The organism is Curtobacterium sp. MCPF17_046 (assembly GCF_003224295.1).
GTDB lineage: Bacteria > Actinomycetota > Actinomycetes > Actinomycetales > Microbacteriaceae > Curtobacterium.
The window spans coordinates 142,855-163,082 of the sequence record NZ_QKLB01000001.1 but is presented as its reverse complement, the minus strand read 5'-3'; the positions used below and the strand labels follow the sequence as shown (position 1 = coordinate 163,082).

The 20,228-nt window shown below is 72.4% G+C and carries 18 protein-coding genes and 1 tRNA gene; 15 read left to right on the top strand and 4 right to left on the bottom strand.

The genetic code is table 11. The features are described 5' to 3' along the window. The first annotated feature begins 1 nt into the window (after window position 1). Window positions 2-1,369: an FtsX-like permease family protein gene (locus DEJ32_RS00730; RefSeq protein WP_146234046.1), complete on the top strand. Its 1,368-nt coding sequence runs from the start codon at window positions 2-4 to the stop codon at window positions 1,367-1,369. Window positions 1,370-1,419: 50 nt separating this feature from the next. Then, window positions 1,420-2,562 carry a glycosyltransferase gene (locus DEJ32_RS16085; RefSeq protein WP_181420540.1) on the top strand — a complete coding sequence of 381 codons (1,143 nt, stop codon included), beginning with the start codon at window positions 1,420-1,422 and terminating at the stop codon, window positions 2,560-2,562. A gap of 50 nt (window positions 2,563-2,612) precedes the next feature. Here the strand turns inward: DEJ32_RS16085 and DEJ32_RS00720 are convergent, their stop codons facing one another. Beyond that, on the bottom strand, window positions 2,613-3,212 hold the full coding sequence (locus DEJ32_RS00720; RefSeq protein WP_220032801.1) for a TetR/AcrR family transcriptional regulator: 600 nt from the start codon (window positions 3,210-3,212) through the stop codon (window positions 2,613-2,615). A 24-nt stretch (window positions 3,213-3,236) separates the two neighbouring features. On the opposite strand from DEJ32_RS00720, the gene DEJ32_RS00715 reads away from it, so the two are divergent. From DEJ32_RS00715 to DEJ32_RS00695, 5 genes are all read left to right on the top strand, one after another. Next, window positions 3,237-4,256: a hypothetical protein gene (locus DEJ32_RS00715; protein WP_146234045.1), complete on the top strand. Its 1,020-nt coding sequence runs from the start codon at window positions 3,237-3,239 to the stop codon at window positions 4,254-4,256. A gap of 133 nt (window positions 4,257-4,389) precedes the next feature. Beyond that, window positions 4,390-5,499 carry an acyl-CoA desaturase gene (locus tag DEJ32_RS00710; protein WP_110889663.1) on the top strand — a complete coding sequence of 370 codons (1,110 nt, stop codon included), beginning with the start codon at window positions 4,390-4,392 and terminating at the stop codon, window positions 5,497-5,499. A gap of 75 nt (window positions 5,500-5,574) precedes the next feature. Next, window positions 5,575-7,227 carry a long-chain fatty acid--CoA ligase gene (locus tag DEJ32_RS00705; RefSeq protein WP_110899990.1) on the top strand — a complete coding sequence of 551 codons (1,653 nt, stop codon included), beginning with the start codon at window positions 5,575-5,577 and terminating at the stop codon, window positions 7,225-7,227. Window positions 7,228-7,250: 23 nt separating this feature from the next. Beyond that, complete coding sequence (locus tag DEJ32_RS00700; RefSeq protein ID WP_110899989.1) at window positions 7,251-8,102, top strand: hypothetical protein; 852 nt, start codon at window positions 7,251-7,253, stop codon at window positions 8,100-8,102. A gap of 286 nt (window positions 8,103-8,388) precedes the next feature. Beyond that, on the top strand, window positions 8,389-8,826 hold the full coding sequence (locus tag DEJ32_RS00695; protein WP_110899988.1) for a hypothetical protein: 438 nt from the start codon (window positions 8,389-8,391) through the stop codon (window positions 8,824-8,826). A 35-nt stretch (window positions 8,827-8,861) separates the two neighbouring features. Here DEJ32_RS00695 and DEJ32_RS00690 read toward each other — a convergent pair. Further along, window positions 8,862-8,934 (bottom strand) — tRNA-Val (locus tag DEJ32_RS00690). Between the two features lie 78 nt (window positions 8,935-9,012). Between DEJ32_RS00690 and DEJ32_RS00685 the strand changes: the two genes are divergently transcribed. Beyond that, complete coding sequence (locus DEJ32_RS00685; RefSeq protein WP_110899987.1) at window positions 9,013-9,582, top strand: hypothetical protein; 570 nt, start codon at window positions 9,013-9,015, stop codon at window positions 9,580-9,582. Window positions 9,583-9,754: 172 nt separating this feature from the next. Further along, entirely contained in the window at window positions 9,755-10,642 is an 888-nt protein-coding gene (locus tag DEJ32_RS00680) for a L,D-transpeptidase (protein ID WP_110899986.1), read from the top strand. Here DEJ32_RS00680 and DEJ32_RS00675 read toward each other — a convergent pair. Together DEJ32_RS00675 and DEJ32_RS00670 are read right to left on the bottom strand one after the other, a co-directional pair. Continuing rightward, a complete protein-coding gene (locus DEJ32_RS00675; protein ID WP_181420539.1) occupies window positions 10,635-11,564 on the bottom strand; it encodes an alpha/beta fold hydrolase in 930 nt (309 codons plus the stop codon). The two genes, DEJ32_RS00680 and DEJ32_RS00675, sit on opposite strands and share 8 nt — an antisense overlap. Window positions 11,565-11,674: 110 nt before the next feature. Then, a complete protein-coding gene (locus DEJ32_RS00670; protein ID WP_110825343.1) occupies window positions 11,675-12,163 on the bottom strand; it encodes a peroxiredoxin in 489 nt (162 codons plus the stop codon). Window positions 12,164-12,406: 243 nt separating this feature from the next. On the opposite strand from DEJ32_RS00670, the gene aceE reads away from it, so the two are divergent. The 6 genes from aceE (at window position 12,407) to DEJ32_RS00640 (ending at window position 20,181) form a co-directional block, all read left to right on the top strand. Then, complete coding sequence (aceE, locus tag DEJ32_RS00665) at window positions 12,407-15,151, top strand: pyruvate dehydrogenase (acetyl-transferring), homodimeric type (RefSeq protein ID WP_110899984.1); 2,745 nt, start codon at window positions 12,407-12,409, stop codon at window positions 15,149-15,151. A gap of 7 nt (window positions 15,152-15,158) precedes the next feature. Then, window positions 15,159-16,385, top strand: a complete 1,227-nt coding sequence (locus tag DEJ32_RS00660; RefSeq protein WP_110825341.1) for a CdaR family transcriptional regulator — start codon at window positions 15,159-15,161, stop codon at window positions 16,383-16,385. 94 nt (window positions 16,386-16,479) lie between these two features. Then, a complete protein-coding gene (locus tag DEJ32_RS00655) occupies window positions 16,480-17,442 on the top strand; it encodes an ACP S-malonyltransferase (RefSeq protein ID WP_110899983.1) in 963 nt (320 codons plus the stop codon). After that, the gene (locus tag DEJ32_RS00650; protein ID WP_258368852.1) at window positions 17,439-18,515 is read left to right on the top strand and encodes a beta-ketoacyl-ACP synthase III; all 1,077 of its coding nucleotides are present in this window, start codon (window positions 17,439-17,441) and stop codon (window positions 18,513-18,515) included. Before DEJ32_RS00655 ends, DEJ32_RS00650 begins: the two co-directional genes overlap by 4 nt. Before the next feature lie 84 nt (window positions 18,516-18,599). Next, window positions 18,600-18,848 (top strand): acyl carrier protein, encoded by a 249-nt coding sequence (locus DEJ32_RS00645; protein ID WP_058741348.1) that lies wholly within the window; start codon window positions 18,600-18,602, stop codon window positions 18,846-18,848. An 88-nt stretch (window positions 18,849-18,936) separates the two neighbouring features. After that, window positions 18,937-20,181, top strand: a complete 1,245-nt coding sequence (locus DEJ32_RS00640; protein ID WP_110825339.1) for a beta-ketoacyl synthase — start codon at window positions 18,937-18,939, stop codon at window positions 20,179-20,181. Window positions 20,182-20,228 lie beyond the last annotated feature (47 nt).

Sequence of the window (20,228 nt, the reverse complement as noted above, 5' to 3'; positions counted from 1 at the left end):
GATGCTCCGACTCGTCCTCAGCGACCTCCGGCACAACGCCGGGATCTGGGTCGGGGCGCTGGTCGTCAGCGCGGCGACGGCCGTGGCCCTGGCGGTCGCGGCGGCCATGGTCGAGACCGGGATCGCGCTGATCGCCTCGGGCGACGAACTCGACCTGCTGCGTGCAGCCGGCCTGGGCACCCTGGCGACGCTGGTCGTGGTGCTCACGGTCGTCGCGGTGGCCGCGGTGCTCGGCAGCGTGACCCGACTGACGATCGACCTGCAGCGCCGGGGGTACGCGCTCTGGCAGCTCGTGGGCGTCCCGTCCCGGACCGTCACCGTCGTCGTCCGGCTCCAGCTCGGCGTGGTCGCCCTCGTCGGGAGCACCCTCGGGTGCCTCGTCGTCGCGCCCGTCGCGCCGGCCGTCCTGCACCTCGGGCTCTCGGCCTCGGACGGGCTCCGCGACCTCGACGAGCGCTTCGACGTCGTCGGCGGGGTCGCCGTCGTCGTCGCCGTGACGGCCGTCGTCGTCCTCAGCAGTCTCCGGTCGTCCCGTCGCGCCGGTCGGGTGCGCCCCGTCGAGGTCCTCCGCGACCCCGACGCAGCGGCGGGTCGGACGAGCTGGGGACGGTGGACGCTCGCGGGCGTCGCCGTCGTGCTCGCCGTCCTGCTGACGTCGAGCCTCGCAGCCGGTGGAGTGCGTGCGTCCACCTCGGTCCTGCTCATCGGGCCGTTCCTCACCGCGGCCGCCGTCGCCGTCGGGCCGACGCTGTTCCCGGTCGTGCTGCGCGCCTGGACCGCCGTCCTGCCGGCGCACTGGTCGGCGTCGTGGTTCCTGGCCCGGAACGCCGCGGCCTCCGCGGTCGGCCGGAGCAGCGCGACGGTCGGTGCCCTCGTCCTCACGATCGCGCTCCCGGCCAGCATCACGGGCGGGTTCGCGACCACCGCCGACGCCGTCCGGCGGTCCACCGGCGGGGACGGACCCGGACTCGATCCGCAGAGCCTCCTCCTCATGCTCGGCGGACCGCTGCTCGTCTCGCTGTCCGGAGCCGCCGCGACCGTGCTCATGGCCGGGCGGACCCGTGAGCAGGAGGCCGCGCTCGTCGAGGCCGCGGGCGGGTCCCGGTCGGTCGTCCTGGCACGGGCCGCCTGGGAGTCGGTCGTCCTCGTCGGGACCGCGGTGCTCGTGTCGGCCGCCGTCCTGGTGGTGAGCGGCGTCGCGCAGGCGATCGCCCTCGGGGTCACCGTCCCCGGCACGTCGCCCGACGTCGGACTGGGTGTGGCCGGCCCGGCCACGCTGGTGAGCCTCGTCCTGATGGTGGCCGCCAGCACGCTCCCGCTCGTCGTCGGGCGCCGCCGCAGCATCCCGCTCGTCCTCGCCGCGGACTGAACCTGGTCCTCCCGATCACCACGAACCCACGAACCCTGGAAGGACCCACCATGCGCATCCTCTTCTCCGGTGTCCCCGCACTCGGACACCTGCTCCCCCTCGTCCCGCTCGTCCGCGCCGCCGCATCGGCGGGGCACGACGTCGCCGTCCTCACCAGCGGCGGCATGCGGGACGCCCTCGCCGCCGAACTGCCCGGGGTACCGGTCCTGGCAGCGGGTCCCATGCCTCCCGAGCTGTTCGCGGAGGTGGCCCGGCGCATCCCCGGCAGCGACCCGGCGAACCGACCGGAACCGGCGGCCGTCGCCGAGTTCTTCGCCGGGACGCGGGTCGACCTCACCGTCGACGACGCCGTCCGCGAAGCGAGGACGTGGGGCCCGGACGTCGTCGTGGCCGACGCGGTCGACCTGGTGGGTCCGCTCGTCGCGGCGACGCTCGACGTCCCGTACGCCGTCGTCGCGTTCGGACCGGAGGTGCCCGATGCGTTCCGACGTCCGATGACGGAGCTCGTGCTCCCCCGGTACGCGGGCCGGGGCCTGGTGCCGTCACCCCCGGTGGCGCTGCTCGACCCGACGCCGGCGTCCCTGCAGGCGTCCGGGTGGACGCAGCACCCCCTGACCGTCCCGTTCCGGGCGGAGCCGCACAGCCGTCCGGGCGACACCACTCCGCTGCCGCCGTTCCCGGCGTCCGAGCGGCCGCGCGTGCTCGTCACGCTCGGGACGGTGTTCGGGGACGCCGCACTCCTGACGGCGATCATCGACGGCCTCCACCCTGACCAGGCGGACGTCCTCGCGACGGTCGGCGTGATCGGGGACCACCTCGAGGACACCGACCACGTCCACCACGTGCCGTTCCGGCCGATGCGGGAGCTGCTGGACGGCGTCGACGTCGTGGTGAGCGCTGCGGGAGCGGGTACGGTGCTCGCGGCCGCGAGTGTCGGCGTCCCGATGGTGCTGCTCCCCCAGGGCGCCGACCAGTTCATCAACGCCGAGCGTGCTGCCGCGGCCGACGTCGCCGTGGTGGTCGACGAGCCCGCTGCCGTCGGGCCGGCGGTGCACGCGGTGCTCGCCGGGTCGCGCCATGCCGCCGCGGCCCGGCGGCTCCGCGAGGAGAACGAGCAGCGTCCGAGCGCCGGGGACGCGATCGCCGTGCTCGTGGACCGCGTGACCCGCGCCACGAGCGCCGCCGGGCGGTGACCCGGCGGGCCCTGGGCCGCCGACAGGCCCGGGGCCCGCGGCGGGCGGCGTCAGGCCTCGGTCGGTCCGGGTCCTCCGGGACCCGGACCGATGACCGACGCCACGAAGCGACGGGCGTCCTCGTCGTCGTGCTCGTGCAGCCGCATGCCGAGCAACGTGTTGATGAGCATCCCCTTGGCGAGGAACGTCTCGGCGGCCGACGGCGTGAGGTGCGCGTCCTCGACGAGGAACCGGAGGATCCGCGTGAACCCCTCCCGTGCGACCGGCCCGATCACGGGGTCCGCACCGAGCATGTACGACTGCATCACGATGAGGTGGACGCCGTCCTCGGTCGCGAGCGTCCGGTAGGCCTCGCCGAGCCGGGACTCGACCGTGCCCGGTTGCCCGTCGTCCAGCGCCGCACGGAACGTGTCGAGGACCGCTTCGAGACAGCCGTCGATGACCGCGAGGAACAGGTTCTCCTTCGACCCGAACATGCGGACGACGTAGGGCTGGCTGATCCCGGCGGCCTTCGCGATCCGCTCGGTGGTCGCCCCGTGGTACCCCTCGCGGGCGAACACGGCGGCCGCGGCGGCCAGGGTCGCCTCCCGCCGCTGACTGCCCGCCATGCGCTCCGCTGCCCTGGGGACCGGACCCCTTGCCGTCGTCATACCCCGAGGGTATCATTCGATTCCATGAGTAATGAATCGATTACTAACCACGGCTCCTCCGGTCCCTCGCTCCCGCCGCTCCGCCGGGTCCTCCCGGTCCTCGTCGTGCAGGTGCTCGTCGCGATGGCCATCGCCGGTGCGTTCGCCGGCCTCTACATCGGACTGCAGAAGGCCCCCGTGCCGCACCACCTGCCGGTCGCGGTCGTCGGCGCACAGCTCGCCGACGCGGCCTCGACGGCGCTCGGTGACTCCGCCGACGTCCGTCCGGTCGACTCCGCAGCCGCCGCTCGCGCCCTCGTCCGCTCACACGACGTCGTCGCCGCGCTCGTCCCCGCTGCCGACGGATCGATGCTCGCCGTCGCCGGCGCGGACGGGCGGAGCGCGACCGGTGCGGCGACGGCCCTGCTGAGCGGTGTCGCCCGGGCCGGCGGCGTCCCGGTGACCCGCACCCAGGACCTCGTCCCGCTCGTGACCGGGGACGGGCAGGGCATCGCGGGCTTCTACCTCGTGTTCGGCACCACGCTCGCCGCCTTCGTCCTCGCCCAGATCATGAACTCCCTCGGCGCCCTGGCCGGCCTGTGGGTGCGCGTCGCGGTCACCGTCATCGGGAGCATCGCCGCGGCCGTCGTCGTGGCCGTCATCGCCGGACCGGTCGCCGGCGCCGTCCCCGCGGCCCCCGCTGTCGTCGTCGGCGTGCTGGCGCTGCTCGCGGTGGCCGTCTCGCTGTCGACCCTGGCCATCACCGCCCTCCTCGGCCCGATGGGCGTCGTCGTGTCCACGCTCGTGTTCACCACCCTCGGCAACGCGACCAGCGGCGCGACGGTGAGCACACACCTCCTGCCGCCGTTCCTGTCCGTCGTCGGTGGCGCCCTGCCGCCTGGAGCGGCGTTCGGGGCGGTGACGGCGGCCAGCTACTTCGACGGCGCCGGCGTCGGCCGCGCACTCCTGACGCTCGGCCTGTGGATCACCGGAGCCGCGATCGCGTTGTCCGCCGCCGCCCGTCGCCGTGCCGTCCGGCATGACCGCCGCTCGCCGTCGGCCTGAGCCGAGCGACATGCTCCGTCCTTCCTGAGCACTCACAGGACTCCGCATCTCCATCGCCTATCGTGGCGACCAGCGCGATCGCGCGAACACCCCACGCCGGTGCAGACCGGCGGCGACGGAAGGTCGGTCTGCGTTGACCACCACCCCGATCCAGCCCGGCTACACCCGCACGAGGCCCGCCGCGGGCCCCAGGGGCTCGAGCACGTCCACCTACTCGGCCGTCCTCGCGCAGGTCAAGGAGCACGACCTGCTCCGCCGCCGCACCGGGTTCTACTGGTCGCTGTTCGGCTCGCTCGTCGGCACGCTCGCACTCGCGTGGATCGCCTTCGCCGTGCTGGGCGAGTCGTGGTTCCAGCTCATCGTCGCCGGCGCGCTCGGCGTCGTCTTCACCCAGTTCGCCTTCCTGTCGCACGAGGCCGCGCACCGTCAGGTGTTCGCCTCACAGCGCTGGAACGACCGCGCCGGCCGCTACGTCGGCACGTTCCTGGTCGGCCTGAGCTACTCGTGGTGGATGACCAAGCACACCCGCCACCACGGCAACCCGAACACGATCGGGAAGGACCCGGACATCGCCGCCGGCGTCATCCGGTTCACGCCCGAGGACGCAGCGGTGACCCGGGGTGCGCGGAGCGTCTTCACCCGGTTCCAGGGGTGGCTGTTCTTCCCGCTCCTGACGCTCGAGGGCATCAACCTGCACTGGTCCGCCGTGCACACCGTGCTGACCGGCGCCGACACCAAGGCCGACGTCCGGGCACGCGTGCTCGAGGCGACGCTCCTCGTCCTGCGCTTCGGCATCTACCTGACCGTCCTCTTCTGGTTCCTGCCGTTCGGCATGGCGTGTGCGTTCCTCGGCGTGCAGCTCGCCGTCTTCGGCGTCATGATGGGTGCCTCGTTCGCGCCGAACCACAAGGGCATGCCGACCATCGCGCACGACGCCAAGGTCGACTTCTTCTCGCGCCAGGTGCGCACCTCGCGCAACATCCGCGGCGGTTGGTGGGTGTCGTTCCTCATGGGCGGTCTGAACTACCAGGTCGAGCACCACCTGTTCCCGTCGATGCCGCGACCGGCCCTGAAGAAGGCCCGGCTGCTCGTCCGTCAGCACTGCGAGACGCTCGACGTCCCCTACACGGAGACGACGCTCCTGCGCTCGTACGGCATCGTCGTCCGCTACCTCAACCGGGTCGGCCTGGCCGCCCGCGACCCGTTCACCTGCCCGATGGTCTCGGAGCTCCGCATCCACTGACGGGTCGGCGAACCGCGCCGCGCTCCCACCCGTACGATCGACGGACACCCATCGTCGACGGAGACGGAGCCCGGCATGACCACCACTGACCTCGCCGCACCGGCGGACGCAGCGAGCGCCGGACGGCCCGCTGCCGGCCATCCGCACCACCACGCGACCGCGTCCGTCGCCACGATCCTCGCCGAGTCAGCGGCCCGGTACCCGGACGACGTCGCCGTCGTCGTCGGCGAGCAGCGCATCACCTACGCCGAGCTGTGGGACCAGACGCTCGCGTACGCGGGCGCTCTCCGCGCCCGCGGTGTCACCGCGGGCAGCCGTGTCGCGATGCTCATCCCGAACGTGCCCGACTTCCCCCGCGTGTACTACGCGACCCTCGCGCTCGGCGCCGTCGTCGTGCCCGTGCACGCACTCCTCAAGCGGCACGAGATCGAGTACGTGCTCCGCGACAGCGGAGCGGCGCTGCTCGTCTGCGCCGCACCGCTCATCGCGGAGGGTGCGGCGGGGGCCGCACTCGCCGGGGTCGACGTCGTCACCGTCCTCGCGCCTGCCGGGGACGGGGACGGATCGGCCGCACCCCGCCTGGAGGCCCTGGCCGCGTCGAGCGCGCCCCTCACCACCCTCACGCCCCGCGACCCGTTCGACACCGCGACGATCCTGTACACGAGCGGCACCACCGGGCAGCCCAAGGGCGCCGAGGGATCGCACTTCGCCCTGCTCGAGCAGGTCAACACGCTCCTCATGAGCACCTTCGACATGCGACGTGGTGACGTGCTGCTCGGTGCGCTGCCGCTGTTCCACACCTTCGGCCAGACCTGCACCATGAACACCGGCTTCCGCGCCGGCGCGACCATCGTCATGCTGCCGAAGTTCGACGGCGACGCCGCACTCGCCGCGATGGTCGAGCACGGCTGCGGCATCTTCATGGGCGTGCCGACGATGTACATGGCGCTGCTCGACGCCGCGACCCGGACCGACGCCCGTCCCGAGCTCCGGTACGCGATCTCCGGCGGGGCCTCGTTGCCGCTCGCGGTGCTCGAACGATTCGAGGCCGTGTACGGGGCGCCGATCCACGAGGGCTACGGCCTCACCGAGACCTCACCCGTCGCGAGCTTCAACCACGTCGGACGGACGCCCCGTCCCGGCACCATCGGCACACCTGTCTGGGGCGTCGAGGTCGAGATCGCGGACCCCGCCGTGCAGGACCGCATCGACATGCTGCCGCGCGGCACGATCGGCGAACTCGTCATCCGGGGCCACAACCTGATGAACGGTTACCGCAACCGACCCGACGCGACCGCCGCGGCCGTGGTCGACGGGTGGTTCCGGACGGGCGACCTCGGGACGAAGGACGACGAGGGCTTCCTGACGATCGTCGACCGCACGAAGGACATGATCATCCGCAACGGCTACAACGTGTACCCGCGCGAGGTCGAGGAGGTGCTCGCCGCGCACGAGGACGTCACGATGGCCGCGGTGTTCGGGGTGCCGCACGACGTGCACGGCCAGGAGATCGCGGCGGCGGTCGTCCTCGCCGACGGCGCCACGACCAGCTCGGACGAGCTCGTCCGGTACGTCGCGGACGCCATCGCCGCGTACAAGTACCCGCGGGTCGTCCACGTCGTCGACGCGCTCCCCCTCGGTCCGAGCGGCAAGGTGCTCAAGCGTGCCCTCGTCGAGCGGTTCGGCTCGGAGCCGGCGCCCGGACCGGAGGAGCACGCCGGCGCCTGACCGACGTCGGTACGCTCGGCCGGGTGGAGCTGATCACGGACGTGCGTCGAGCCGACTGGCTCGTGCGACGCCTCCAGGCCTCCGGGACCGTCGCCGGCACCGTCGGCGGCGGGTTCGACGGGTACGCCCGCGTCCTGCACCCGCTCGCGGCCTTCCGGGAGGACCGCTCGGTCCTCGACGAGCACGGCGACGCGCCGGTCCTCGAGACGAGCACGTGGCGGTGGTCCGACGTCGCAGCGAGGACCGGGCGGACGCTGGACGCCGGGGTCTCCTGGAGCGCGCTCAGCGCCAGCCGCGACGAGGACGTGCTGTTCGACGACGGGTGGCGGGTCGAACCGCCTGCCGAAGGCTGGCTCGATCCGCGCCTGCTGGCCGCACTCACCTCGCACCTCAGTGCCTCGACAACGACCCCGCTCGACCTGGTGGCGGCGGTGTGGGACGGATGGGGGGACCTGAGCGGCGGCTCCACCCTCGTGTCCGGGTGGCAGGACGGGACGCCCGAAGCGACGGAGCGTGCCCGCGCCGAGGCGGAGGTCGCCCGCCTCCGCACAGCACACCAGGCGGCACTCGCCGCCGTCCGCCGCGCACTCGCCGTGCCGCGACTGCACCTCACCCACCGCGAGCACCTCCTGGTGCGCACGACGGTCGCGGACTGGGCCGACCCGGCGTGGACCGAGCGGGCGGAGATCGCGGACGGTGTGCCGCTCGCGCACACGCCGCAGCTGTTGTGGCCGGAGGACCACGCGTGGGTCCTCGCGACGGAGATCGACTGCGACTCGACGCTGGTCGCGGGGACGCGACGACTCGTGGACGCGATCGTCAGGGACCATCGGTTCGAGGCGTACGAGGTGGACCCGCTCAGCGCCCTTCGATGACGTCCGTCGAACGGTCCTGACGCGAGCAGGTCACAGCGCCCGCTGCGGAGGCCCGCAGCGCCTCGTACAGCTCCCGTTCTGTGCCACGGCGGGTAGGTTTGCCTGGAGCACGTACTGAAGAGGGGGAACCATGACAGCACTGGTCTGGATCGCAGCGGTCGTCGGCGGACTCGCGGCCGTAGCCGCGCTCGCCCGGGCACGTCGCCGCTGACAGCACGACAACGGTCGGGTCACGTTCCTCGCCCGCACGACGTCGGCGACTGCTCGCGGTGCTTCACTGGCCGGCATGGGGCAGACACGGACACGAGGGTCGATCGCGATCGTCCTCGCGGTGAGCATCGCGATCGGCGTGAACGGGTGCGCGGGAGTGCGTTCGAGTTCTGGATCCTGCGCTCTGAAGTCGATCGAGCTCCAGGACTCGTCCCTGCACCCCGGAGGAGTCCTCCGGCTCCACTCCGACGCGGTCTGGGAGACGTGTGAGGACACCGGAGGCACGAGCCGCGCGGCGTCCGACGTCACCGTCGTCGTCACACCCTCCGCGAGCGGCGAGGAGGTCCTGCTCGGTCGGCCGACACCGCAGGGGCCGCTGTCCACTATCGACGAGTCCTTCGACCTCCCCGCGGACCTCCCGGTCGGTCCCGCGGTGCTCGCACTGCACACCCACAGCGGCGATGTGATCGACGCCGAACTGCCGATCACGATCACCACACCCCCGGCGACCTGAGATCGGCGGCACGATGGCCGGCCGGGTGCTCTCGGTGGGCCCTGCCGGGATCGAACCGACGACATCCACGGTGTAAACGTGGCGCTCTACCAGCTGAGCTAAAGGCCCTCGCGCCGCTGCCGGGCGCACCCCACATCCTACGGGTGCGCCGAGAAGGGTGCCGCGCCGCTGACTACGCTCGCGCTCATGCACCGCCGCTCCTCCACCGTCGTCACGGCCACCGCGCTCGTGACCCTGCTCGGCACCCTGCTCGCCGGCTGCTCGGTGCCCGGCTCCGACACGAGCACGGCGGCTCCCCCGTGGCCCCGACCGACGGACCTGGAGCACCGCGCCGACCAGGCCGGGCTCCAGGACGTCTGGGGTGAGCGGCTGGCCGAACACGTCCACACCCACCTGTCGATCACGGACGGCGACTCCCCGGTCGTCGTGCCGGGGAACGTCGGCCACTCGGCGTCCGAGCACTTCGCCGCACAGCTCCACACGCACGACACCTCGGGGATCCTGCACGTCGAGTCACCGACCCGCGAGACCTTCACGCTCGGCCAGTTCTTCGACGAGTGGGGCGTCTCCCTCGGTCCCGCCCACGTCGGCGGGCTCCGTGGCGACCTCACCGTGTGGGTGGACGGGAAGCGCTTCCTCGGCAACCCCCGCTCGATCGCACTGACGAACCGGCGCGAGATCGCCCTGGCCGTCACGACGATCGGCGAGGTCCCGCACCGCCCGGCGCCGTTCGACTGGCCGCCGCAGTACCGCTGAGCGGGCGGCACCCGCGCATCCACGGTCGGCCCCAGCCGCGGTCTGGGAAGCTGTACCTGAGGGGGTGGCGCACATGTCGGAACCGTCCAGCAGACCGGGACCGGACGCACCAGCGGACGGGACGCGACCGGACGCACCAGAGAACGGGACGCGACGACGGTGGATCGTCGGCGTGGGCGCACTCGCCGTCGTCGTCGTGGCCGGGACGACCGCCTGGGCGCTCTCCGGCACCGGCCAGGAGGCCCGCCCCACGCCCGTCGCGGCCGCGCCGTCCGCCACGCCCACCCCGACGCCGTCGCGCACGCCGTTGCCGGCCGTCCCCGCACGGCCGTCGGACGCCGCCCTGGCCGCCCTGCCGCTCGCGTTCCACGACGCCGTGATCGGCGGGCTCGTCGACGGGTCGCAGGTCGAGGCGGAGAACCGGTGGACGACGGCGACCCCGAAGACCGCGCTCGTCCCCCTGTACGCCTCGCCCGACGCCGACGCCGCTCCCGTCGCCACGCTGTCGTCCTCGGTGTCCACGCTGGACACCCCGACGGTCACCGCCGTCTGGGACCGCTCGCCCGGACAGGACGGCGGGATGGTGCTCGTCTCGACGCCCTCGCGGAACCGGACACCGGGCGACGGCGGGGTCGCCACCGCCCCGAGTGCGACGTTCGCGTGGGCCCGCGCCGCGGACTTCACCCTGACCGGCATCGACCGCGTCGTACGTGTGGACAACCAGGCGTCGACCATCGCGATCGTCCGTCGCGACGGCTCGGTGCAGACGAGCGAGGCCGCGCGCCTCGGCACCCCGCAGGACCCGACGCCGACGGACACGAAGACGTACATGGAGGCGAACTACGTCGACCCGCAGGTGACGTACACGCAGGGGCACCCGATCTCGCTGACCGGCGCGCACTCCGCGACGCTCGCCGGCTACGGCGGGAACGCCGCCCTCACCGCCCTGCACTACTACCCGGACCCGAACGGGTCGTCGCACGGGTGCGTCCGCATCTCGGCGGCGATGACCGAGGCCCTGGCCGGGCTGCCGATCGGGACGCCGATCGAGTTCAGCTGAGCAGCTCCCGGACGACCGCGTCCGGCCGCTCCACGTGCGCGAAGTGCCCGCAGTCCTCGAGCAGCACGGTCCGCACGTCCGGCAGCGCCCGCCGCAACCGGTCGAGGTCGTCGGTCCGGGCGAACACGTCCTGCCGCCCGGCGACCGCCACCACCGGACACCGCACGGCGGACCAGCGACGGGTGTCGTAGTGTGCCGCGGAGCGGGCTGCGCCGAGGAACCCGGCCGGCCGGAACTCCTCGACGAAGGCGTCGAGGACGCTGTGGTCGAGTCGGCGCACGGCCGCGAACACGGGTGCCGCGAGGAGCGGGAGCAGCCCGACCCGGGCGAGCGCCCGCAGGACGGTGTGCGCGGACCCGCGGGTCACGGCGAGCCCGGCGCGCAACAGGGTGAACGCCGGCAGGGACCGCAGCGCCTGCACGGGGTGTCGCGATGCCGCCGCGGTCGCGAACGTCGTCCCCGAGACGAGCCCGAGGGACCGCACCCGAGCGGGTCGCTCGACGGCGAGGTGCAGGCCGACGAAGGCCCCCATCGAGTGCCCGACCACGTCGACGTCGTCGAGGCCGAGCGCGTCGAGCACCGCGACGAGCACCCGGGCGGAGTCGTCCACGTCGAGCGGGACCTCCGGCGCGGGCGACGACCCCCACCCGGGCAGGTCGACGAACACGAGGCCGCGGCCCGGCAGCCCGTCCGCTGCCGCCAGGAGCGGCGTCCACGTCGACCACGACCCGGCGACGCCGTGCAGGAACAGCAGCGGCCGCACACCGCGGCGGTGGTGGACGACGGCCGGACCGGCGTCCGTCGCGGTCGTCGTCGTGGTCAGCCCCCAGCGGGCCGGGTCGTCGACCACGGGGTACGGCGCGTAGCGGCCGTCCGGGACCCCGCCGACCTGCGGGGCCGAGCCGGTGTCGGTGGCGGTCACCGTGCCTCCAGTCCAGTGCGCTCGGGCACCGTCAGGGGTTCGGAGCAGACCGTGCCGGGGAGGGCAGGTGGGCGTCCGTCAGCGGGCGCGCAGCGGCCGGGAGGCCCGGGTCAGCTGACCGGGACCGGCGCGGAGCACGCGGCGAGGCGGTCCAGGGCGGCCCGGTACTCGGTCACGTCGCGGGCGACGCCCGGCTCGGTGATGATCGACGCCTTGATGCGGCCCTGCACGTCGATCACGAAGGTCGCGCGGGTGGCGAAGCCCTTCTTCTCGAGGAAGACGCCGTACTCCTTGGACACGGCACCGTGCGGCCAGAAGTCGGCGAGCAGCTCGAAGTCGTAGCCGTTCGCCTGCGCGAAGGACCGGAGCGTCGCCTTCGAGTCGACCGAGATGCCGATCAGCTCGATGCGCTGGTCCTGGAACATCGCGATGTTGTCCTGCAGCGTGCAGAGCTCGTCGGTGCAGGTGGACGAGAACGCGAGCGGGAAGAAGACGAGGGCGACCGGGCGGTGGCCGCGGTGGTCGCTGAGTCGGACGTGCTCACCGAACTGGTTCGGGAGCTCGAAGTCCGGCGCGAGTGAGCCGATCTCCAGTGCCATCGTGGTGGTGCTTCTCTCCCCGGGCGTTGGGTGTGCCCGTCGGTTCCACGCATCCACCGGTCGCGGACGCACGGTCGGCCATGCTACGCCGACGGCCCGCGAACGCAAGTGCCGTCCGGACCGCGTCGTCATCAGCATCGCCGTCGGTGCGTGGGCCTAGAGTGGACGCGGCCCGTCCCCGGTCGTGATCCGACCACCGACGGCTCGACATGTCCACCACCACGAGAACGAACGAGGTCAACGGTGACGGTGAACGACCAGGACCCGCGCAGCACCGCAGGGCAGGACCAGGACCCGGAGGAGACCGCCGAGTGGCGTGAGTCCCTCGACGGTCTCGTCGCGACGCACGGGCACCAGCGGGCCCGCGAGATCATGCAGAGCCTGCTGAAGCGCTCGAACGAGCTGCACCTCGGCGTGCCGATGGTCCCGACGACGGACTACGTCAACACGATCGCCCCGGAGGACGAGCCGACGTTCCCCGGCGACGAGGAACTCGAGCGCCGCTACCGCCGCTGGATCCGCTGGAACGCGGCCATCACGGTGCACCGCGCGCAGCGCCCCGGCATCGCCGTCGGCGGCCACATCTCGACGTACGCGTCGAGCGCCGCCATGTACGAGGTCGGCTACAACCACTTCTTCCGCGCGCAGGACCACCCGTCGGGCGGGGACCAGGTCTTCTTCCAGGGCCACGCCTCCCCCGGCATGTACGCCCGCGCCTACATGGAAGGCCGCCTGAGCGAGGACCAGCTCGACGGCTTCCGCCAGGAGAAGTCCCACGCCGGCGGCGGACTGTCCTCGTACCCGCACCCGCGCCTCATGCCGCACTTCTGGCAGTTCCCGACCGTGTCGATGGGCATCGGCCCGATCAACGCGATCTACCAGGCGCAGCAGGCCAAGTACCTGTCGAACCGCGGCATCAAGGACGCCTCCGAGCAGCAGGTCTGGGCCTTCCTCGGCGACGGTGAGATGGACGAGGTCGAGTCCCGCGGTCAACTCCAGGTCGCGGCGAACGACGGCCTCGACAACCTGAACTTCGTCATCAACTGCAACCTCCAGCGCCTCGACGGCCCGGTGCGCGGCAACGGCAAGATCATCCAGGAGCTCGAGGCGTTCTTCCGCGGCGCGGGTTGGAACGTCATCAAGGTCGTCTGGGGCCGCGAGTGGGACGACCTGCTCGCCCGCGACACCGAGGGTGCGCTCCTCAACCTGATGAACGCGACGCCGGACGGCGACTACCAGACGTACAAGGCCGAGAACGGTGCCTACGTCCGCGAGAACTTCTTCGGGCGCGACCCGAAGGCGCTCGAGCTCGTCAAGGACTACACCGACGACCAGATCTGGAACCTCAAGCGCGGCGGCCACGACTACCGCAAGGTCTACGCGGCGTTCAAGGCGGCGACCGAGCACAAGGGCCAGCCGACCGTCATCCTCGCGAAGACGGTCAAGGGCTACGGCCTCGGCCCGAGCTTCGAGGGCCGCAACGCGACCCACCAGATGAAGAAGCTCACGCTCGACAACCTCAAGCAGTTCCGCGACGAGATGCGCATCCCGATCTCGGACGCGCAGCTCGAGGAGAACCCCTACACGCCGCCGTACTACCACCCGGGCAACGACGACGAGGCGATCCAGTACATGCACGAGCGCCGCCGTGAACTCGGTGGCTACGTGCCGGAGCGTCGCACGAAGTACACGCAGGTCAACCTGCCGGACGAGTCGAAGTACCAGATCGTCAAGAAGGGCTCCGGCAAGCAGGAGGTCGCCACGACGATGGCGTTCGCCCGTCTGCTGAAGGACCTGCTCCGCTCGCCCGACTTCGGCAACCGCGTCGTGCCGATCATCCCGGACGAGGCCCGCACGTTCGGCATGGACGCGTACTTCCCGACGGCGAAGATCTACAACCCGAACGGCCAGCACTACACGTCGGTCGACCGCGAGCTGCTCCTGGCGTACAAGGAGAGCCCGCAGGGCCAGATCATCCACGTCGGCATCAACGAGGCGGGCGCCCTCGCGGCGTTCACCGCCGTCGGCACCTCGTACTCGACGCAGGGCGAGCCGCTCATCCCGGTCTACGTCTTCTACTCGCAGTTCGGGTTCCAGCGCACCGGCGACGCGATCTGGGCCGCCGGCGACCAGATGACCCGCGGGTTCATGATCGGCGCAACCGCCGGTCGCACCACCCTGACCGGGGAGGGCCTGCAGCACGCCGACGGCCACTCGCCGCTGCTGGCCGCGACGAACCCGGCCGTCGTCTCGTACGACCCCGCCTACGGCTACGAGATCGGGCACATCGTGCGCACCGGCCTCGAGCGCATGTACGGCACGAACGAGGACGGCTCCCCGTCGCACGACGACCCGAACGTCATGTACTACCTCACGGTCTACAACGAGCCGCTCGTGCAGCCGGCCGAGCCCGAGGGCGTCGACGTCGAGGGGATCGTCAAGGGCATGTACCTGCTCAAGCCGAGCGAGCACGACGGCCCGAAGGCCCAGCTGCTCGCGTCCGGTGTCGCCGTGCCGTGGATCCTCGAGGCGCAGCAGCTCCTGGCCGAGGACTGGGGCGTGTCCGCCGACGTCTGGAGCGTCACGAGCTGGGGCGAGCTGTACCGCGACGGGGTGGACGCCGAGCAGCACGCGTTCCTCAACCCGAACGACGAGCCGCGCACCCCGTACGTCACCGAGCGCCTGCTCGGGACCGAGGGCCCGGTCGTCGCGGTGAGCGACTTCATGCACGCCGTGCAGGAGCAGATCCGTCCGTTCGTCCCGTCCGACTACGCCACGCTCGGTGCCGACGGCTTCGGCTTCTCGGACACCCGTCCGGCAGCGCGCCGCTTCTTCCACATCGACGGTCCCTCGGTCGTCGTGCGGACGCTGCAGCAGCTCGTCCGGCAGGGCAAGCTCGACGCGTCGGTCCTCCAGCAGGCGATCGACAAGTACCGCCTGCACGACGTGACCGCCGGCACGACCGGCAGCGCGGGCGGCGAGAGCTGATCTCCGCGTGACCACACCCCGCACCGCCACCGCCGCGGGCCGGGAGGACGACCGGCAACGGGCGCTCTCCTGGCTCCGGCAGGTGTCGGGCGAACTCTCGACCGCGACGATCAAGCGGCTCGAGGACACCCTGCCCTGGTACAGCGAGATGCCCCCGGGCCGTCGCTCGGCCGTCGGCATGGTGGCCCAGGCCGGCATCACGTCGTTCATCTCGTGGCTCGAGGGCAGCGCCTCCACCCCGTGGATCGCCGCCGCCGACGTGTTCGGCTCGGCTCCGCGTGAACTCCTCCGCTCGGTGAGCCTGCAGCAGACCCTGCAGCTCATCCGTGTCGTGGTGACCGTGGTCGAGGAGCGCGCCGCCGACGACGAGATGCTGCAGGAGGCGATCCTCAAGTACTCGCGCGACATCGCGTTCGCGGCGGCCGACGTCTACGCCCGTGCGGCGGAGGCCCGCGGGCTGTGGGACGCCCGGCTCGAGGCCCTCGTCGTCGACTCGATCCTGTCGGGCGAGTACGACGACGAGCTGCCGTCGCGCATCGCCGCCCTCGGCTGGCACGGGCACGGCGAGGTCGCGGTCCTGGTCGGGACGGCGCCGAAACAGCTCGAGGTCGACCAGGTCCGCCGGACGGCCCGCCACCAGGACGCCGACGTGCTCATCGGCGTGCAGGGCTCGCGGCTCGTGGTCGTCATCGGCCGGGCGACCCCGCGGGACGACGTGCCCGAGGGCGAGGAACCCGTGTCGTTCATGTCGATCGCGCAGGAGCTCGAACCGCTGTTCGGCGAGGGCCACCTCGTGCTCGGCAACGAGGTCCCCGGGGTCGTCGACGCCTCGACCAGCGCGAAGGCCGCCCTGGCCGGGTTCGCCGTTGCCCGGGCCTGGCGGGGCGCACCACGACCGGCCCTCGCCGACGACCTGCTGCCCGAACGTGCGCTCGCGGGCGACCCCCTCGCCCGCTCGGCCCTGGTGCAGCGGATCTACACGCCGCTCAAGGACCAGTCCACCGAGCTCCTGCAGACCCTGTGGTGCTACCTCGACACCGGTCGGTCGCTCGAGGCGACGGCGCGTGAACTCTTCGTGCACCCGAACACCGTCCGCTACCGCCTCCGCCGCGTCGCGGACATCATCGGGTGGGACGCCACGCACGCGCGGGACGCCCTCATCGTGCAGTCCGCGCTCATCCTCGGCGCGATGTCCGAAGCGGCGTCCACGCGCCGTCGCCCCACGCGCCGCTGACGACCCCACCGGGTGGGGTTCCTACAAGGCATCCCGGCAATCCGTGTGGGGAGTCCACACGTGCCCGACGGTGACCGCCCGGCATCATTGAGCGGTGATCGTCGTCGTCGCGCCCGGACAGGGCTCCCAGACCCCCGGCTTCCTCGCCCCCTGGCTCGAGGACGCCGCCGTCCGTGACCGCGTCGGGCAGTGGTCCGACGCGATCGGCGTGGACCTCGCCGAACACGGGACGAACTCCGACGCGGACACCATCAAGGACACCGCCCTCGCGCAGCCGCTCATCGTCGCCGCCGGGCTCGTCACGGCCGACGCCCTGCTGGCCGACGACCGCCGCGCCCTCGTCGGTGGTGTCGCCGGCCACTCGGTCGGCGAGTTCACCGCCGCCGCCGTCGCCGGGGTCCTCACCCCGACCGACGCCGTGTCGCTCGTCGCCGAACGGGGCCGGGCGATGGCCGACGCCGCCGCACTCGAGCCGACCTCGATGGCCGCGGTCCTCGGTGGTGACGCCGACGAGCTCGCCGCCCTGCTCGACTCCCTCGGGCTGACGGCCGCGAACCACAACGGCGGCGGTCAGACCGTCGTCGCCGGTCCGGCGGACGCGATCGCCCGCCTCGCGGAACAGCCGCCCGCGAAGGCCCGCGTGGTCCCCCTCGCCGTCGCCGGCGCCTTCCACACGCGCTTCATGGCGCCGGCCGTCGAGCGGGTCGCCCCCGTCGCCGCGGCCGCGACCGTGCAGGACCCGACCCTCCCACTCTGGACGAACGCCGACGGGTCGCAGGTGCGGGACGGCCGCCGCTTCGTCGACCTCATGGTCCGGCAGATCGCCAGCCCGGTGCACTGGGACGCCGTCATGACCTCCTTCCAGCAGGCCGGCGTCACCGGCATCATCGAGCTCGCACCGGCCGGGGCCCTGGTCGGCCTCGCCAAGCGCGGTCTCCGCGGCACGCCGACGGTCGCGATCAAGACCCCGGACGACCTGCCCGCCGCCGTCGAGCTGCTGCAGAGCGCCACCGACGAGTCCCCGGAGGCAGACCAGTCCACGGAGGCCGCCCGATGACCGACGCCAGCACCACCGCCGTCGAGACGGACGCCACCGGCGGAACGGACGCGGGCACGGGCCTCCAGGCCGGCGACCGACCGGTCCTGTCCCAGCGACGCGGCCACGAGTTCACCCGCATCCTCGCCTTCGGAGCCGCGCGCGGCGAGAACGTCGTCCCGAACGACGACCTCGTCGGTCCGATCGACTCCTCCGACGAGTGGATCCGCCAGCGCACCGGCATCGTGACCCGCATGCGCGCCGGCCGCGACGTCGAAGCAGTCGACCTCGCCGAGGCCGCCGCGCGCGAGGCGATCGAGAAGGCCGGGCTCACCCCCGACCAGATCGGCGTCGTGCTCGTCGCGACCGTCACCCACACCGTGGCGACGCCGTCGATGGCGTCCCTGCTCGCCGAGCGGATCGGTGCCACACCGGCCGCGGCGTACGACATCAGCGCCGCGTGTGCCGGATACGCGTACGGGATCGCGCAGGCGGACTCGTTCATCAAGTCCGGCATCGCCGACCACGTGCTCGTCATCGGCGCCGAGAAGCTCAGCGACGTCGTCGACCCGACCGACCGCTCCATCTCGTTCCTCCTCGGGGACGGGGCGGGCGCGGCCGTCGTCGGTCCGAGCGACACCGCCGGCATCGGGCCGAGCATCTGGGGCTCCGACGGCTCGAAGTGGGACGCGATCGGCATGACCGCGACCTACAACGAGTGGGAGGCGGGAGCCCCCCGCCCGACGATGCGTCAGGCCGGGCAGACCGTGTTCCGCTGGGCCGTCTGGGAGATGGTCAAGGTCGCACGCCAGGCGCTCGAGGCCGCCGGTGTCCGCGCCGACCAGCTCGCGGCGTTCGTGCCGCACCAGGCAAACATCCGGATCATCGACGAGTTCGCCAAGCAGCTCGGGATCCCGGACACCGTCGCCATCGCCCGTGACATCACCACGACGGGCAACACCTCGGCCGCGAGCATCCCGCTCGCCACGCACCGCCTGCTCTCCGAGCACCCGGAACTGTCGGGCGGACTCGCCCTGCAGATCGGCTTCGGCGCCGGACTCGTGTTCGGCGCGCAGGTGGTCGTCCTCCCCTAGTCCCCTCGCGCCTCCGGGCGCGGGCAGTGCCCGTGCCCTAGGCTGTCCCACGGTCAAACGACACCCCCCTCAAGGAGAACACTCATGGCCCTGTCCAACGAAGAAGTCCTCGCCGGCCTGGCCGAGCTGATCAACGACGAGACCGGTATCGCCACCGACACCGTCGCCGCTGACAAGTCGTTCACCGACGACCTGGACATCGACTCCATCTCGATGATGACCATCGTCGTGAACGCCGAAGAGAAGTTCGACGTCAAGATCCCCGACGAAGAGGTCAAGAACCTCAAGACCGTCGGCGACGCCGTCGACTTCATCGTCAAGGCCCAGGCCTGAAACGAGCTTCCTGAGCGCCGCGGGCCGCTGACCCTCGAGTCGTGGCCCGCGGCGCTCGTCTTGTCCCTCGCAGAAAGAACCGTCGTCCATGACCAAGAGAACCGTCGTCGTCACCGGGATCGGTGCGATCAGTCCCCTCGCTGCGACCGCCAAGGAATCCTGGGCGGCCCTGCTCGCCGGCGAGTCCGGCATCACCCGCATCGAGGACACGCGCTACGCCGAGCTCGAGCTCCCCGTGGAGTTCGCCGGTCAGGCGCGTCGATTCGTCACCGACCAGCTCACCCGCCCGGAGGCGAAGCGTCTCGACCCGTCCTCGCAGCTGTCGCTCATCGCGGCTCGTGAAGCCTGGGCCGACGCCGGCATCGACGCCGAGTCCGTCGTGCCGGAGCGGCTCATCGTCGACTGGGCGACCGGCATCGGCGGCGTCAACACGCTGCTCGACGCATGGGACACCCTGCGGGAGCGCGGTCCCCGACGCGTCCTGCCCATGACCGTCCCGATGCTCATGGCGAACGGCCCGGCCGCCGCCATCGAGATGGAGTTCGGCGCCCGTGGTGGCGCCCGCACCTACCTCTCCGCCTGCGCATCCTCCACGGAGTCCCTGGCCGAGGCCTACCGTCACGTCGCCTTCGGCGACGCCGACATCGTCATCGCCGGTGGTGCCGAGGCCGCGCTGCACCCGCTGCCGCTCGCGGCGTTCGCCGCGATGCAGGCGCTCTCGCGTCGGAACGACTCCCCCGCGACCGCGTCACGTCCGTACGACGTCACCCGTGACGGCTTCGTGCTCGCCGACGGCGCCGCCGCGCTCATCCTCGAGACGAAGGAGCACGCCGAGGCCCGCGGCGCACACATCTACGCCGAGGTCGCCGGTTCCGGCATCACGTCCGACGCCTTCCACATCACCGCTCCGGACCCCGAGGGCTCCGCCGCCGCCCGTGCGGTCATCATGGCGCTCGAGCACGCGGACGCCAGCCGTTCGGACGTCGCGCACGTCAACGCCCACGCGACGTCGACCCCGGTCGGCGACGTGGCCGAGTACCACGCGATGCGTCGGGTCTTCGGCGACCACCTCGACCAGGTCGTCGTGTCCGCCACGAAGGCATCGACCGGGCACCTGCTCGGCGGCGCCGGCGCGATCGAGGCGGTCTTCACCGTCCTCGCACTCGAGAACCGTCTCGCACCGCCGACGATCAACCTCACCGAGCAGGACCCGGAGATCGTGATGGACGTCGCGACCGCTCCGCGGGAGCTGCCGGCGGGCGACCTGCTCGCGGTGAGCAACTCGTTCGGCTTCGGTGGGCACAACGCCGTGGTCGCGTTCCGCTCGGTCTGATCCGCCGTCGGCCTGGAGGCCCGTCCCGCGTCGCGGGGCGGGCCTCC

Excerpts from the sequence above, each read along its gene's own strand:
- DEJ32_RS00715 (WP_146234045.1), top strand. The coding sequence starts at position 3,237 with ATGAGTAATGAATCGATTACTAACCACGGCTCCTCCGGTCCCTCGCTC.
- DEJ32_RS00670 (WP_110825343.1), bottom strand. The coding sequence starts at position 12,163 with ATGGCACTGGAGATCGGCTCACTCGCGCCGGACTTCGAGCTCCCGAAC.
- DEJ32_RS00645 (WP_058741348.1), top strand. The coding sequence starts at position 18,600 with ATGGCCCTGTCCAACGAAGAAGTCCTCGCCGGCCTGGCCGAGCTGATC.
- DEJ32_RS00685 (WP_110899987.1), top strand. The coding sequence starts at position 9,013 with ATGCACCGCCGCTCCTCCACCGTCGTCACGGCCACCGCGCTCGTGACC.
- DEJ32_RS16085 (WP_181420540.1), top strand. The coding sequence starts at position 1,420 with ATGCGCATCCTCTTCTCCGGTGTCCCCGCACTCGGACACCTGCTCCCC.
- DEJ32_RS00730 (WP_146234046.1), top strand. The coding sequence starts at position 2 with ATGCTCCGACTCGTCCTCAGCGACCTCCGGCACAACGCCGGGATCTGG.
- DEJ32_RS00720 (WP_220032801.1), bottom strand. The coding sequence starts at position 3,212 with ATGACGACGGCAAGGGGTCCGGTCCCCAGGGCAGCGGAGCGCATGGCG.
- DEJ32_RS00705 (WP_110899990.1), top strand. The coding sequence starts at position 5,575 with ATGACCACCACTGACCTCGCCGCACCGGCGGACGCAGCGAGCGCCGGA.
- DEJ32_RS00640 (WP_110825339.1), top strand. The coding sequence starts at position 18,937 with ATGACCAAGAGAACCGTCGTCGTCACCGGGATCGGTGCGATCAGTCCC.
- DEJ32_RS00650 (WP_258368852.1), top strand. The coding sequence starts at position 17,439 with ATGACCGACGCCAGCACCACCGCCGTCGAGACGGACGCCACCGGCGGA.
- DEJ32_RS00695 (WP_110899988.1), top strand. The coding sequence starts at position 8,389 with ATGGGGCAGACACGGACACGAGGGTCGATCGCGATCGTCCTCGCGGTG.